Origin of the sequence: Pusillimonas sp. (assembly GCF_035515275.1) — a bacterium.
Classification (GTDB): Bacteria; Pseudomonadota; Gammaproteobacteria; order Burkholderiales; family Burkholderiaceae_B; genus Pusillimonas.
In genome coordinates, this window is the sequence record NZ_DATJBQ010000121.1 from 15878 (window position 1) to 29774 (window position 13897).

The 13897-nt window shown below is 59.1% G+C and carries 11 protein-coding genes and 1 pseudogene; 7 read left to right on the forward strand and 5 right to left on the reverse strand.

Annotation, left to right across the window (positions count from 1 at the left end; genetic code table 11):
• Positions 1-52 precede the first annotated feature (52 nt).
• The 5 genes from acnA to VL003_RS08900 form a co-directional block, all read right to left on the reverse strand.
• On the reverse strand, positions 53-2755 hold the full coding sequence (gene acnA, locus VL003_RS08880) for an aconitate hydratase AcnA (protein WP_325441638.1): 2703 nt from the start codon (positions 2753-2755) through the stop codon (positions 53-55).
• 180 nt (positions 2756-2935) lie between these two features.
• Positions 2936-5527, reverse strand: a complete 2592-nt coding sequence (gene acnB / locus VL003_RS08885) for a bifunctional aconitate hydratase 2/2-methylisocitrate dehydratase (RefSeq protein ID WP_325441640.1) — start codon at positions 5525-5527, stop codon at positions 2936-2938.
• 176 nt (positions 5528-5703) lie between these two features.
• Positions 5704-5979, reverse strand: coding sequence for a GNAT family N-acetyltransferase (locus tag VL003_RS08890; RefSeq protein WP_325441642.1), 276 nt, complete (start codon positions 5977-5979; stop codon positions 5704-5706).
• A gap of 23 nt (positions 5980-6002) precedes the next feature.
• Positions 6003-7190 (reverse strand): 2-methylaconitate cis-trans isomerase PrpF, encoded by a 1188-nt coding sequence (gene prpF, locus VL003_RS08895; protein ID WP_325441644.1) that lies wholly within the window; start codon positions 7188-7190, stop codon positions 6003-6005.
• 126 nt (positions 7191-7316) lie between these two features.
• Entirely contained in the window at positions 7317-8306 is a 990-nt protein-coding gene (locus tag VL003_RS08900; RefSeq protein ID WP_325441646.1) for a malate dehydrogenase, read from the reverse strand.
• A gap of 262 nt (positions 8307-8568) precedes the next feature.
• On the opposite strand from VL003_RS08900, the gene VL003_RS08905 reads away from it, so the two are divergent.
• The 7 genes and pseudogenes from VL003_RS08905 to gltA form a co-directional block, all read left to right on the forward strand.
• Positions 8569-9336: a GntR family transcriptional regulator gene (locus VL003_RS08905; RefSeq protein ID WP_325441648.1), complete on the forward strand. Its 768-nt coding sequence runs from the start codon at positions 8569-8571 to the stop codon at positions 9334-9336.
• 98 nt (positions 9337-9434) lie between these two features.
• The gene (gene sdhC, locus VL003_RS08910) at positions 9435-9854 is read left to right on the forward strand and encodes a succinate dehydrogenase, cytochrome b556 subunit (protein WP_325441650.1); all 420 of its coding nucleotides are present in this window, start codon (positions 9435-9437) and stop codon (positions 9852-9854) included.
• On the forward strand, positions 9854-10237 hold the full coding sequence (gene sdhD, locus VL003_RS08915; protein WP_325441652.1) for a succinate dehydrogenase, hydrophobic membrane anchor protein: 384 nt from the start codon (positions 9854-9856) through the stop codon (positions 10235-10237). The genes sdhC and sdhD overlap by 1 nt, the downstream gene beginning before the upstream one ends.
• 3 nt (positions 10238-10240) lie before the next feature.
• On the forward strand, positions 10241-12019 hold the full coding sequence (gene sdhA / locus VL003_RS08920) for a succinate dehydrogenase flavoprotein subunit (RefSeq protein ID WP_325441654.1): 1779 nt from the start codon (positions 10241-10243) through the stop codon (positions 12017-12019).
• Between the two features lie 13 nt (positions 12020-12032).
• Positions 12033-12749, forward strand: a complete 717-nt coding sequence (locus VL003_RS08925) for a succinate dehydrogenase iron-sulfur subunit (protein ID WP_325441656.1) — start codon at positions 12033-12035, stop codon at positions 12747-12749.
• A 12-nt stretch (positions 12750-12761) separates the two neighbouring features.
• Positions 12762-13022, forward strand: coding sequence for an FAD assembly factor SdhE (locus VL003_RS08930; protein WP_325441658.1), 261 nt, complete (start codon positions 12762-12764; stop codon positions 13020-13022).
• A gap of 18 nt (positions 13023-13040) precedes the next feature.
• Positions 13041-13897: pseudogene (gene gltA / locus VL003_RS08935) on the forward strand (citrate synthase); the annotation flags it as partial.

Here is a 13897-nt window from a genome sequence, read left to right on the forward strand (position 1 = left end):
TGCCGTCTGGCTTTAAGCGGCCGCCTTGGTGGTTGCGGCGTGGGGACAGGGCTTAGGCGGCCAGCAGTTCGCGCAGCACGTAGGGCAGGATGCCGCCGTGCAAGTAGTAGTCGACCTCGGTGGCGGTGTCGATGCGCAGCGTCATGTTGACCTGTTGCGTGCTGCCGTCTTTGCGATGAATGGTCAAGGTGACGTCCTGCTGGGGCTTGATGCCGTTTTCCAACCCCGTAATATCGTAGGTTTCGTCGCCGGTAATACCCAGGGACGCGACGCTTTCGTCGTTTTTGAACTGCAGCGGCAATACCCCCATGCCGACCAGGTTGCTGCGGTGGATGCGCTCGAAGCTGCGGGCGATTACTGCCTTTACGCCCAATAATTGTGTGCCCTTCGCGGCCCAGTCGCGCGACGACCCGGTGCCGTACTCTTCGCCGCCAAACACAATGGTGGGCACGCCTTGTTCGATGTATTTCATGGCAGCGTCATAAATGGACAAACGCTCGCCGCTGGGCTGGTGCACGGTTTCGCCGCCTTCGAAGCGGCTGCCGTCGGGGTTGGGCGGAATCATCAGGTTCTTGATGCGCACGTTGGCAAATGTGCCGCGCATCATGACTTCGTGATTGCCACGACGCGAACCATAACTGTTGAAATCCTGCCTGGATACGCCATGGGCGGTAAGCCACTGACCGGCCGGGGAAGTGTCCTTGATGGAGCCTGCGGGCGAGATATGGTCGGTGGTGACGGAATCGCCAAAGATGGCCAGGGCGCGTGCATTGCTGACCGGCGGCATGGGGGCGGGCTGCATGTCGAAATTGGCGAAGAAGGGGGGCTCGGCAATATAGGTGGATTCGGGCCAGTTATAGGTATCGCCTGTGACGCCAGAGATTTTCTTCCAGAGCTTGCCGGGGTTGGATTGAATTTCGGCGTAGTTGCTGCGATACACCTTGGGGTCGAGCGCCTGGCCCAGCAAGGCCTGAACCTCGGCGTTGGTGGGCCAGATGTCGCCCAGCCACACATCGCCGTTCTTGCCCTTGCCCACCGGTTCGGTCATGAGGTCGCGCATGACGGTGCCGGCCAGCGCATAGGCCACGACCAGGGGTGGCGAGGCCAGAAAGTTGGCCTTGATGTTGGGGTGGATGCGGGCCTCGAAGTTGCGGTTGCCCGAAAGCACCGCCGAGCACACCAACCCGTTCTCGGTAATGACGTCATTCAGGTCGGGGGTAAGGTCACCCGCGTTGCCGATGCAGGTCGTACAGCCGTATGCAGCCACGTTGAAACCAAGCTGTTCGAGATAGGGCAGCAAGCCCGTTTTTGTAAGGTAGTCGGTAACCACCCGTGAACCCGGGGCCAGTGAGGTCTTGATATGCTTGGGTACCTTAAGCCCGGCCTTGACCGCTTTTTTGGCCATTAGACCTGCGGCCAGCAGAACACTGGGGTTCGAGGTGTTGGTGCATGAGGTAATGGCGGCGATAAGGATGTCGCCGTTCTTGACCTTGGTGCCGGCGCTGCTGGTAAACACCTGTTCGAGCTTCTCGGCGGGCTGGTTGAAGCCGTTGGCCGACTGTTCGACAAACAGGCCGGCGAAGGTTCGTTTGACGTCGCCGATTTCGATGCGGTCTTGCGGGCGCTTGGGGCCGGCCAACGACGGTGTAACGGTGGAAAGATCAAGCGTAACGAGCTGGCTGTAATCGATATTTTTAGCCTTGGGCACGCCAAACATGCCTTGCGCCTTAAAATAAGCCTTCAGGGCGTCGATTTCGTCTTGAGTGCGGCCTGTGCCTTCAAAGTAGTGCAAGGTGCGCTCGTCGACCGGGAAAAAGCCCATGGTGGCACCGTACTCGGGGGCCATATTGCCGATGGTGGCGCGGTCGGTTACCGACAGGCTGGAGGTACCTGGTCCGCAGAATTCGACGAACTTGCCCACGACTTTTTGCTTGCGAAGCAGCTCGGTCAGGGTAAGGACCAGGTCGGTGGCGGTAACCCCGCCGCGCAGCTCGCCTTTAAGCTCGACCCCCACGACGTCGGGGGTAAGAATGTACAGCGGCTGGCCCAGCATGCCGGCCTCGGCCTCGATGCCGCCTACGCCCCAGCCCACCACGCCGATGCCGTTGATCATGGTGGTGTGGCTGTCGGTTCCGACCAGCGTGTCGGGGTAGTACACATTATTGGACGCGTCGCGGTGCACGCCGCGCGCCAAGTGCTCTAGGTTGACCTGGTGAACGATGCCGAAGCCCGGGGGTACGACGCCGAACGTGTCAAAGGCCTGCATGCCCCATTTCATGAACTGGTAGCGCTCTTGGTTGCGCTGGAACTCGAGTTTCATGTTCAGGTCGAGCGCCTTGTTCGTGCCAAAGTAGTCGATCATGACCGAGTGGTCGACAACGAGGTCTACCGGCACCATGGGTTCGATTTTTTTGGGGTTCTTGCCCATGCGGTCGGCGACTGAACGCATGGCGGCGATGTCGGCCAACAACGGTACGCCGGTAAAGTCTTGCAGTACGACGCGGGCGACCACAAAAGGGATCTCGGTGTTGCGCGCTGCATTCGGTTGCCATCCTGCCAGTTCTTTGATGTGTTGCTCGGTGATTTTTTTGCCGTCGCAGTTGCGCAAGACGGATTCGAGCACGATGCGGATCGAAATGGGCAGACGGTGGATGTCGAGATTCAGTGCCTTGCCCAGGGCGGGCAGCGAATAAAACTTGCCCGAATTTTTTCCGATCTTGAACTTCTTCAGGGTGTTGAAGGTGTTGTGCGGCATATCTTGCTCCGTGCTAAGAGGGGCTGAACGCGGGATGAAGGAGAACCGGGGCGGCGCGGCGGCGAATGGGCCGGGCTTGCTGTTTTGCCTATTATGCTTGATTCCAGTGGTTGGCGAAATGAAAATCCCCCGGCCGATGAAACCGGGCGGGGGACTGAATTTGCCGCGCTACGGCAAGGCTTAGATGCCGACCGAATCGGCTATTTCTTTGTACTCTTCGATCTGGTCGAAGTTGAGGTAGCGATAGACTTCGTCGCCGCTTTCGTTAATAACGCCCATGTCGGCCATGTACTCTTCTTTGGTCGGAATGCGGCCAAGACGCGAACAAATGGCGGCCAGTTCGGCAGAACCCAGGTATACGTTGGTGTTCTTGCCCAAGCGGTTCGGGAAGTTACGCGTGCTGGTCGACATAACCGTGGCACCTTCGCGTACCTGAGCCTGGTTACCCATGCACAGCGAGCAACCCGGCATCTCGGTGCGAGCGCCTGCAGTGCCGAAGACGCCGTAGTGGCCTTCTTCGGTCAGTTGCTGGGCGTCCATTTTGGTGGGCGGAGCCACCCAGAGTTTTACCGGAATGTCGCGCTTGCCTTCCAGCAGCTTGGATGCCGCGCGGAAGTGTCCGATGTTGGTCATGCAGCTACCGATGAAGACTTCGTCGATCGTCGCGCCGGCAACGTCCGAAAGCGTTTTTACGTCGTCCGGGTCGTTGGGGCAGGCGACGATGGGCTCGTGAATATCGGCCAGGTCAATATCAATGACGGCGGCGTATTCGGCGTCGGCATCAGGCTCGAGCAGTTTGGGGTCGGCCAGCCAGGCTTCCATGGCCTTGATGCGGCGAGCCAGTGAGCGTTCGTCTTCGTAGCCGTTGGCGATCATCCACTTGAGCATCACGATGTTGCTGTTGATGTACTCGATGATGGGCTCTTTGTTGAGGCGCACCGAGCAACCGGCAGCCGAGCGTTCGGCCGAGGCGTCGGAGAGTTCGAACGCTTGCTCGACTTTAAGCTCGGGCAGGCCTTCGATTTCGAGGATGCGGCCCGAGAAGACGTTTTTCTTGCCTTGTTTGTCGACGGTAAGCAGGCCCTGCTTGATGGCATACAGCGGAATGGCGTTGACCAGATCGCGCAGGGTAACCCCGGGCTGCATCTTGCCCTTGAAGCGCACCAGAACCGATTCGGGCATGTCCAGTGGCATGACGCCGGTAGCCGCGGCAAAAGCCACCAGGCCCGAGCCTGCGGGAAACGAGATGCCGATGGGGAAGCGGGTGTGCGAATCGCCGCCGGTACCGACGGTGTCGGGCAGCAGCATGCGGTTGAGCCAGCTATGAATCACGCCGTCGCCGGGACGCAGCGAGATGCCGCCGCGCGTACTGATGAACTCGGGCAGGGTGTGATGGGTCTTGACGTCGACCGGCTTGGGGTAGGCTGCCGTATGACAGAACGACTGCATGACCAGATCGGCCGAAAAGCCCAGGCAAGCCAGGTCTTTGAGTTCGTCGCGGGTCATGGGGCCGGTGGTGTCCTGGCTGCCCACAGAGGTCATCTTGGGTTCGCAGTAGGTACCGGGGCGCACGCCCTGGCCTTCGGGCAGACCGCAGGCGCGACCGACCATTTTCTGGGCCAGCGTGTAGCCTTTGCCGGTATCGGCAGGGTTTTTGGGCAGGCGGAACAGGGTCGAGGGGGGCAGGCCCAGTGCTTCGCGCGCCTTGGCGGTAAGGCCGCGGCCGATGATCAGCGGAATACGGCCGCCGGCGCGTTCTTCGTCGAACAGGACGTCGGACTTGAGTTCGAACTCGGCGATGACCTGGCCGTTTTTAAGGGCTTTGCCTTCGTAGGGGCGCAGCTCGATGACGTCGCCCATGTTCATTTGCGAGACGTCGAGCTCGATGGGAAGCGCGCCGGCGTCTTCCATGGTGTTGTAGAAGATAGGGGCGATCTTGCTTCCCAGGCAGACGCCGCCGAAGCGCTTGTTGGGCACGAATGGAATGTCTTCGCCGGTAAACCAAAGCACTGAATTGGTGGCCGATTTACGCGAAGAGCCAGTGCCCACGACGTCGCCCACATAAGCGATGAGATGGCCTTTTTCTTTGAGGCTTTGAATGAACTCTACAGGCCCGCGTTTGCCGTCTTCTTCAGGCTCGAAGGGGGCGCCGTCACGGCGGTTCTTGAGCATGGCCAGGGCGTGCAGGGGGATATCGGGCCGCGTCGTGGCGTCAGGTGCGGGTGACAGGTCGTCGGTGTTGGTTTCGCCGGGCACCTTGAACACGGTAATGGTCATGCTCTGGGGTACTTCGGGGCGGCTGGTAAACCATTCGCCATCGGCCCAGCTTTGCATTACCGCTTGGGCATTGGCGTTGCCTTTTTCGGCTTTTTCCTGGATGTCGTGGAAGGCGTCAAACACCAGCAGGGTGTTTTTAAGGGCTTCGGCTGCGGCGCCGCCCAGTTCGGCGTCATCGAGCAGTTCGATAAGGGGCGCCACGTTGTAACCGCCCAGCATGGTGCCCAGCAATTCGGTCGCTTTTTTACGATCGATAAGGGGGCAGGCTTCTTTGCCGAATGCGACCGCCGCCAGATACGACGCTTTGACCTTGGCAGCGTCGTCGACGCCGGCGGGCACGCGATGCGTAATCAGCTCAAGCAGGAAGCTTTCTTCGCCGGCGGGCGGGTTTTTAAGCAGCTCGATAAGGTCGGCGGTTTGTTGGGCCGACAGCGGCAGAGGGGGAATGCCCAACGCGGCGCGTTCGGCAACGTGTTGGCGGTATGTTTGCAGCATTAACGTACTCTTTTATCGGGAAATTGAACGGTTGGGGTTGTGCTAATTGTAAGGGCTGGCAGGGGTTTAGGCAAATGTCTTATGTCTTATATCTTATATAAGACTGGGCCAGAAATAGTGGCGTGGTTATCCGTTATTTCTTTGGCGGCATGCCTGAGCCTCCCGACGGTGGACGTCTACAGCACCAGATCCTGATACTCGGGGTGCCGCTTGATATAAGCCGCCGAGTAAGAACACACCGGCCGCACTTTCCAGCCTCGCTGGCGCGCCGTATCCAGTGCACTTCGGGTCAGGTCAGCTGCAATGCCCCGCCCGCCCACGGATTCCGGAACCCCCGTGTGCGTGATCGTCATGATTTGGTTGCGCAGTTCGTAGTCGAGCACCGACAGGAAACCCTCTTCAGTCCATTCGAAGCGGTCACGGTTCTCATTGTGTTGTATGGCTCGTGTCATCAAAGACTCCGGTTATTGAAATATCAACAGCTGTGGTGTGGCACGCGAACCCAGCCTTCCATCAGCACGCGGGCACTGCGGCTCATGATGGCCTTGGTCACAGCCCATTGGCCGTCGGCCAGCTGTTCGGCGTCGGCCCCCACACGCAGCACACCCGAGGGATGGCCGAAGCGTACTGTTTGCAGCCGGCCTCCACCAGCGGCCAGGTTGACCAAAGTGCCCGGAACGGCCGCGGCGGTGGCAATGGCGACGGCCGCGGTGCCCATCATGGCATGGTGCAGTTTGCCCATCGATAGGGCGCGCACCAGCAGGTCGATTTCAGAAGCGTCCACTTGTTTGCCGCTAGAACTAATGTAACGCGCCGGCGGGGCCACAAAGGCGATCTTTGGTGTGTGCTGGCGCTGAGCGGCTTGGGCTATGTCCGAAATCAGGCCCATGCGCAAGGCGCCGTGCGCCCGTATGGCTTCGAATCTGGCCAGGGCTCCCGGGTTTTCGTTGATGTCGCCTTGTAGTTCAGTGCCTGAATAACCCAAGGCCGAGGCCTCAAGAAACACGGTGGCAATACCGGCATTGATCAGGGTGGCCGGGAAGCGGCCCACGCCGGGAACATCAAGCTCGTCCACCAGATTCCCTGTGGGAAACAAAGCTGCGCCGTCTTGGTCGTCGGCCGGGTCAAGAAATTCAAGCTGGATTTCTGCAGCGGGAAAGGCCACGCCGTCCAGCTCGAAGTCACCGGTTTCCTGAACGTTGCCCTGGGCGATGGGCACGTGCGAAACAATTGTCTTGCTGATGTTGGCCTGCCAGATCCTGACAGTGGCGGTGCCGTCGTTGGGCAATCGGGCTGAATCGATCAACCCCATGGCTATGGCGCATGGCCCGACCGCAGAGGACAGGTTGCCGCAGTTGCCGCTCCAGTCGACGAAGGGCTGGTCGATGGACACCTGGCCGAACAGGTAATCCACGTCGTGTCCGGGCTGTTTGCTGCGCGACAAAATAACGACCTTGCTGGTGCTGGAGGTAGCGCCGCCCATGCCGTCGGTGTGCTTGCCATAGGGGTCGGGGCTGCCTATAACCCGCAGCAGCAGGGCGTCGCGAGCCGGGCCGGGTTGTTGTGCAGCGCGAGGCAGGTCCTCGAGGTGAAAAAACACCCCTTTGCTGGTGCCGCCCCGCATATATATGGCGGGTATTTTTAACTGAGGCGTGTAAGCCATGTTTTGGTTTCCTTCTGCGACGGGGCGCCGGCAATGAGGAAGTAAAAAAGGCTCCGCAGCGCTGACGTTGCGGAGCCTTTTGGGCCGGCGATTTGCGGCCCTTGCAAACGGTGGCTGCCGCCGGAATCAGCCCAGCAGATCCTTGACGCCGTCGCGTTCTTCGAGCAGTTCGTTCAGCGTGTGATCCATGCGCTCGCGCGAGAAAGTGTCGATTTCCAGACCTTCTACACGAGTGTACTCGCCGTTGGAGGTGGTAACGGGAACGCCGTAGATGATACCTTCGGGAATGCCGTAGGAACCGTCGGACGGCACGCCCATGGTGACCCATTTGCCGTTGCTGCCCAGCACCCAGTCGCGTACATGATCAATGGCGGCGTTGGCTGCCGAGGCGGCAGACGACAGGCCGCGCGCTTCAATGATGGCGGCGCCGCGCTTGCCCACGGTAGGAATGAATGTGTCGCGGTTCCAGGCGTCGTCGTTGATGAGCTTGGCCAGGCTCTTGCCTTCGACTGTGGCAAAACGGATATCGGGGTACATGGTGGGCGAATGGTTGCCCCAGACAATGAGCTTTTCGATATCGGCAACGCGCTTGCCCGACTTGGATGCCAGTTGGGTCAGGGCGCGGTTGTGGTCCAGGCGCAGCATGGCGGTAAAGTTCTTGGCCGGAAGGTCAGGGGCTGACTTCATGGCAATATAGGCATTGGTGTTGGCAGGGTTGCCCACCACCAGAACCTTGACGTTGCGGCTGGCGACGTCGTTAAGCGCCTTGCCTTGCGCCGTGAAGATCTGGGCGTTGACCTGCAGCAGGTCCTTGCGCTCCATGCCCGGGCCACGAGGACGCGCGCCGACCAGCAGGGCTACGTCGGCGTCTTTGAAGGCTTCGCGCGGGTCGCTGTGGGCGGTCATGCCTGCCAGCAGTGGGAAGGCGCAGTCGTCCAGTTCCATCATGACGCCCTTTAGCGCCTTTTGGGCCTTTTCGTCAGGGATCTCGAGCAACTGCAAAATGACGGGCTGGTCTTTGCCCAGCATTTCGCCCGATGCAATGCGAAACAGCAGGGCGTAGCCAATTTGGCCGGCGGCGCCGGTCACGGCGACGCGCATGGCGGGTTTGGACATGAAAATCTCCGGTTGATGATGAAGGTATGTTTAAGAACCCGTTGACGCTAAACACCAGATGCCCTGGTCGTTTAGCGTCAACGGGCTTTGCTATGGCAGTCGTTAGTTTAAAACGATATTCAACCGGGAAAGATTAGAGGAATTCAAAAAAGACGTCAATCTTATATCTTATATAAGACAGAAGAGTGTTAGACATAAACGTCGAACCGTGCGAAAATAGCGGGCGTTTTATCCGCAACCTTTCGAATCAAAACCGCTTTTCATGTCCGATAAACCCACCGACTCCGCGCCCGATACCGAGCGCGCTGCAGGCAGCGCGGCCTATAGCCCGTTGTACCAGCAGATCAAGGGTTTGTTGCTGCAAAGCCTTGATCGGGGCGAGTGGAAGCCGGGCGAAGCCATTCCCAGCGAGCTTGAACTAGCCGCTCGTTTTCAGGTCAGCCAGGGTACGGTACGCAAGGCTATTGATGAGCTCGCGGCCGAGAACCTGCTGCTGCGTCGCCAGGGCAAGGGCACTTTTGTGGCGACTCACCACGAAGCCAAGGTGCGCTTTCGGTTTTTGCGTCTTACCCCCGACGACGGCCGGCAGCCGGTATCGGGCAGCCAGATCCTCGACTGCCGGCGGGTCAAGGCGCCCGTCGATATTGCGCGCCTGCTCGATTTGCGCACCGCCGACATGGTGGTCAACCTGCGGCGCTTGCTGTCTTTTGATCAGGTTCCCACCATACTCGATGATATCTGGTTGCCGGGTGGGGCGTTTCGCGGTCTCACAGCCGATTCGCTGGCCCGCTACCGGGGGCCTTTGTATGGCTTGTTCGAGTCTGAGTACGGTGTAAGCATGGTGCGCGCCGAAGAAAAAATCCGCGCCATGGCGGCCACGGCCGAATCGGCTCGTTTGCTTGAAGTCGAGCCGGGTACGCCGCTGTTGCAGGTCGAGCGGGTTTCTTATACCTACGGCGACCGCCCCATGGAAGTACGCCGCGGGCTTTACCTTACCGAACGGTTTCATTACAGAAACAGCTTGAATTAACAAAGGGGTTTAGTCTTATTTGATCGTCTTCGTCCAAATAGGCGAAAATACTCCGTATCGCTTTGCAATAAATTACTTGTTTAAACCTTGAGGCCGTCATGTCCGATTCAGCTTCCAAACCGCGCCCCCAGTTCCGTAATTTGAACTTCGGGCAGCTGCTAGTACTTTCCTACCATCTGCCGCTTGCCGCCAAGGCTTCCATTCTTCACCGGATAAGCGGTTTTCTTTTGGTGCTGAGTCTGCCGCTGGTTCTTATCCCGCTTTTTGCCGCCAGCATCACTTCCGCGGAATCTTTCGCCGGCATGCGCGAATGGGTCTCGAACCCCTTGTGCAAGCTGGTGTTGCTTGTGCTCATTTGGGGCTATCTGCATCACTTCTGTGCGGGTATCCGTTATTTGTTGCTCGATCTGCATATCGGCATGGACAAGGCTTCGTCGAAAAAATCGGCGGGCGTTGTTCTGGGTGTCAGTCTTGCCCTGACCCTGGTGTTTGGTCTTAAACTGTTTGGAGCCTGGTAATGACGACTCAACAACGTATTGGCACTAAACGCCTGGTGGTAGGGGCGCATTACGGCACCCTCGATTTCATCGCGCAGCGCTGTACTGCCGTCATCATGGCGGTTTACACGCTCATCCTGTTCTTCGGCTTCCTGTTCTCGTCTGAAATGAACTTCGAAGCCTGGCAACACCTGTTCACCTTCCATCTGGGCGCCTTGCCCGTGGGTCAACTGCTGGCGACACTGGCCTTTCTTTCGGTTGCCTGGCACGCCTGGGTCGGCGTGCGCGACATCTGGATGGACTACGTCACCTCGGCCGGCCTGCGTCTCGTCCTGCAGGTTCTGACTGTGCTGTGGCTGGTTGGTTCTATCGTTTATTTCGCTAAAGTTCTCTGGAGTCTATAAGCCGTGGCTGCTGTCAAACATTCCATACCTCGCCGCCAGTTCGATGTGGTGGTCGTAGGTGCCGGTGGAGCCGGCATGCGTTGCTCGTTGCAACTGGCGCAAGCCGGCTTGTCGGTTGCCGTGCTGTCCAAGGTGTTTCCCACGCGTTCGCACACGGTTGCCGCACAAGGCGGCGTCAGTGCTGCGCTTGGCAACATGAGCGAAGACAATTGGTATTGGCATATGTACGATACCGTCAAGGGATCCGACTGGCTCGGCGACCAGGACGCCATCGAGTTCATGTGCCGCGAAGCGCCTAACGCCGTTTACGAGCTCGAACACTTCGGCATGCCTTTCGACCGCAACGCCGACGGCACCATTTACCAGCGTCCGTTCGGTGGTCACACGGCCAACTTTGGCGAAAAGCCGGTACAGCGGGCCTGTGCCGCAGCCGACCGTACTGGTCACGCCATGCTGCACACCCTGTATCAGCGCAACGTTGCCGCCCGCACCCAGTTCTTCGTCGAGTGGATGGCACTTGATCTGCTTCGTAACGAAGCGGGCGACGTCCTGGGCGTCACCGCGCTCGAGCTCGAAACCGGCGAAATCTACGTTCTGGAAGCCAAACAAACGGTGCTGGCCACCGGGGGCGCAGGCCGCATCTGGGCCGCGTCCACCAACGCTTTCATCAACACAGGCGACGGTCTGGGCATGGCCGCCCGTGCGGGCCTGCCGCTTGAAGACATGGAGTTCTGGCAGTTCCACCCCACCGGGGTGGCGGGTGCCGGCGTGCTTATCACCGAAGGCGTGCGCGGCGAAGGCGGCATCTTGCTGAACAAAGACGGCGAGCGCTTTATGGAGCGCTACGCGCCCACGCTTAAGGATCTTGCACCGCGCGACTTCGTCTCGCGCTCCATGGACCAGGAAATCAAAGAAGGCCGCGGCTGCGGTCCCAACGGCGACCACATCCTGCTCAAGCTGGATCACATCGGCGCCGAAACGATCATGAAGCGTCTGCCTTCCATTCGTGAAATCGCCATCAAGTTCGGTAACGTGGACCCCATCAAGGATCCCATTCCGGTCATTCCCACCATTCACTACCAAATGGGCGGCCTGCCAACCAATATTTACGGTCAGGTCATGGATTGGCGCAACGGCGAAGACAAACCCGTTCAGGGCTTGTATGCAGTGGGCGAATGCGCGGCAACGTCGGTGCACGGCGCCAATCGCCTGGGCACCAACTCGCTGCTCGACCTTATCGTGTTCGGCCGCGCCGCAGGCAACCACATCGTCGAGTCGCACCCCGAGCGTCAACACGCGCACCAGAACATTCCGCAGTCGTCTATCGACTACTCGCTCGATCGCGTCAATCAGCTCGAAACCCGTGCTTCGGGCGAAAACGTCTACGAAGTGCACAACGCCATGCGCAACAGCATGCAGAATCACTGCGGTGTGTTCCGCACGCTCAAGCTGCTGAACGAAGGCGTCACCGACATGGAGCGCATTGCCGAGCGCTGCGACAACGTCTATTTCAAAGACAAGTCCAAGGTCTGGAACACGGCCCGCATGGAGGCCCTTGAACTGGCCAACATGAAAGAAGTCGCCCTGGCCACCACCAAGTCGGCCGCCAACCGTACCGAAAGCCGCGGCGCGCATGCGCTCGACGATCACCCTGAGCGCGACGACGAAAACTGGCTGCGCCACACCTTGTGGTTCTCCGAAGGCCGTCGCCTCGACTACAAGCCTGTGCAAATGAAGCCACTTACCGTCGAGAGCTTCCCGCCCAAGCCCCGGACCTTCTAAGCAGGATACTGAAATGAGCGAAAAACGTATCGTCAAATTCGAGATCTACCGCTACGACCCCGACAAGGACGAGCGCCCCTACATGCAAAAGCTTGAGGTCGAGCTGCACCCCAACGACAAAATGCTGCTCGACGCCCTGGTGCGTATCAAGCAAGACGTCGACGACAGCCTGGCGTTGCGCCGGTCGTGTCGCGAGGGTGTTTGCGGCTCCGATGCCATGAACATCAATGGCAAGAACGGCCTGGCCTGCACCACCAACCTGCGCGAGCTCTCCGAGCCCATCGTGCTGCGTCCGTTGCCTGGCTTGCCTGTCGTGCGCGACCTTATCGTCGACATGACCCATTTCTTCAATCAGTATCACTCGATCAAGCCGTTCCTGATCAACGATCAGCCGCCACCCGAGAAAGAGCGTCTGCAAACTCCCGAGGCGCGCGAAGAAATCGACGGTCTGTACGAATGCATTCTGTGCGCCTGCTGTTCTACCGCATGCCCGTCGTTCTGGTGGAACCCCGACAAATACGTCGGGCCGGCCGGTCTGTTGCAGGCGTATCGCTTCATTGTCGACACGCGCGACGAAGCCACCGCCGAACGCCTCGATAACCTCGAAGATCCTTACCGTCTTTTCCGCTGCCACACCATCATGAACTGCACCGATGTCTGTCCCAAGGGTCTTAACCCTGCGAAAGCCATCGGCAAGATCAAAGAGATGCTGGTTCGCCGCAGCATTTAAAACTGTTTACCCATGACTAAACAATCGGAAATCGACCGCCCGCGCTTGCGTTGGCGAGCCCGGCGCGGTCTGTTGGAAAATGATCTGATCATCACGAAGTTCCTTGATCAGTTCGAAAACCAGCTTACCGATGCCGATGTGCAGGCCCTCACTCAGCTGTTCGAGATGGGGGACAACGAATTGCTTGACGTATTGCTGGGCCGTTGCGAACTCGAAGGGGAGTACGACACTCCAGAGTTGCGTCGCATGGTCGCGCAAATGCGAGAGCTGTAATATTTAGAGGATTTAAAGATGCAATTGTCAGATAAAAAAGCCACCCTATCGTTGTCCGACGGCAGCGCATCGGTCGAATTCCCGGTATACCAGGGAACGATCGGTCCGGATGTCATCGATATTCGTAAGCTTTATGGCCAAACCGGCATGTTCACCTACGATCCCGGTTTTCTGGCCACTGCGTCGTGCGAGTCGGCTATTACCTATATCGACGGCGATAAGGGCCAGCTTCTGTATCGCGGCTACCCCATTGACCAGCTCGCACAAAAATGCGACTTCATGGATGTCAGCTACCTGATCCTTAACGGTGAGCTGCCCAACGCCGCGCAACGCGAAGAATTCAACGCGCTGGTCACCAACCACACCATGGTCAACGAACAGATGCACATGTTCTTGCGTGGCTTCCGTCGTGACGCCCACCCCATGGCTGTGCTTACCGGTCTTATCGGCGCCATGTCGGCGTTCTATCACGACTCCACCGACATCACCAATGCACGCCACCGCGAAATCTCGGCCATTCGACTGATCGCGAAGCTGCCTACCCTGGTGGCCATGTCGTACAAGTATTCCATCGGCCAACCTTACATCTACCCGCAGAACGATCTGTCGTACACCGGTAACTTCCTGCGTATGATGTTCGCCACGCCTTGCGAAGACTACAAGGTCAACGAAGTCGTCGAGCGCGCTCTTGATCGCATCTTCATCCTGCACGCCGACCACGAGCAAAACGCCTCCACCTCCACCGTGCGTCTGTGCGGCTCGTCCGGCACCAACCCCTTCGCAGCCATTGCGGCCGGCGTTGCCTGGTTGTAGGGCCCCGCCCACGGCGGCGCCAACGAAGCCTGCCTGCAAATGCTCGAAGAGCTGCAAGCCAA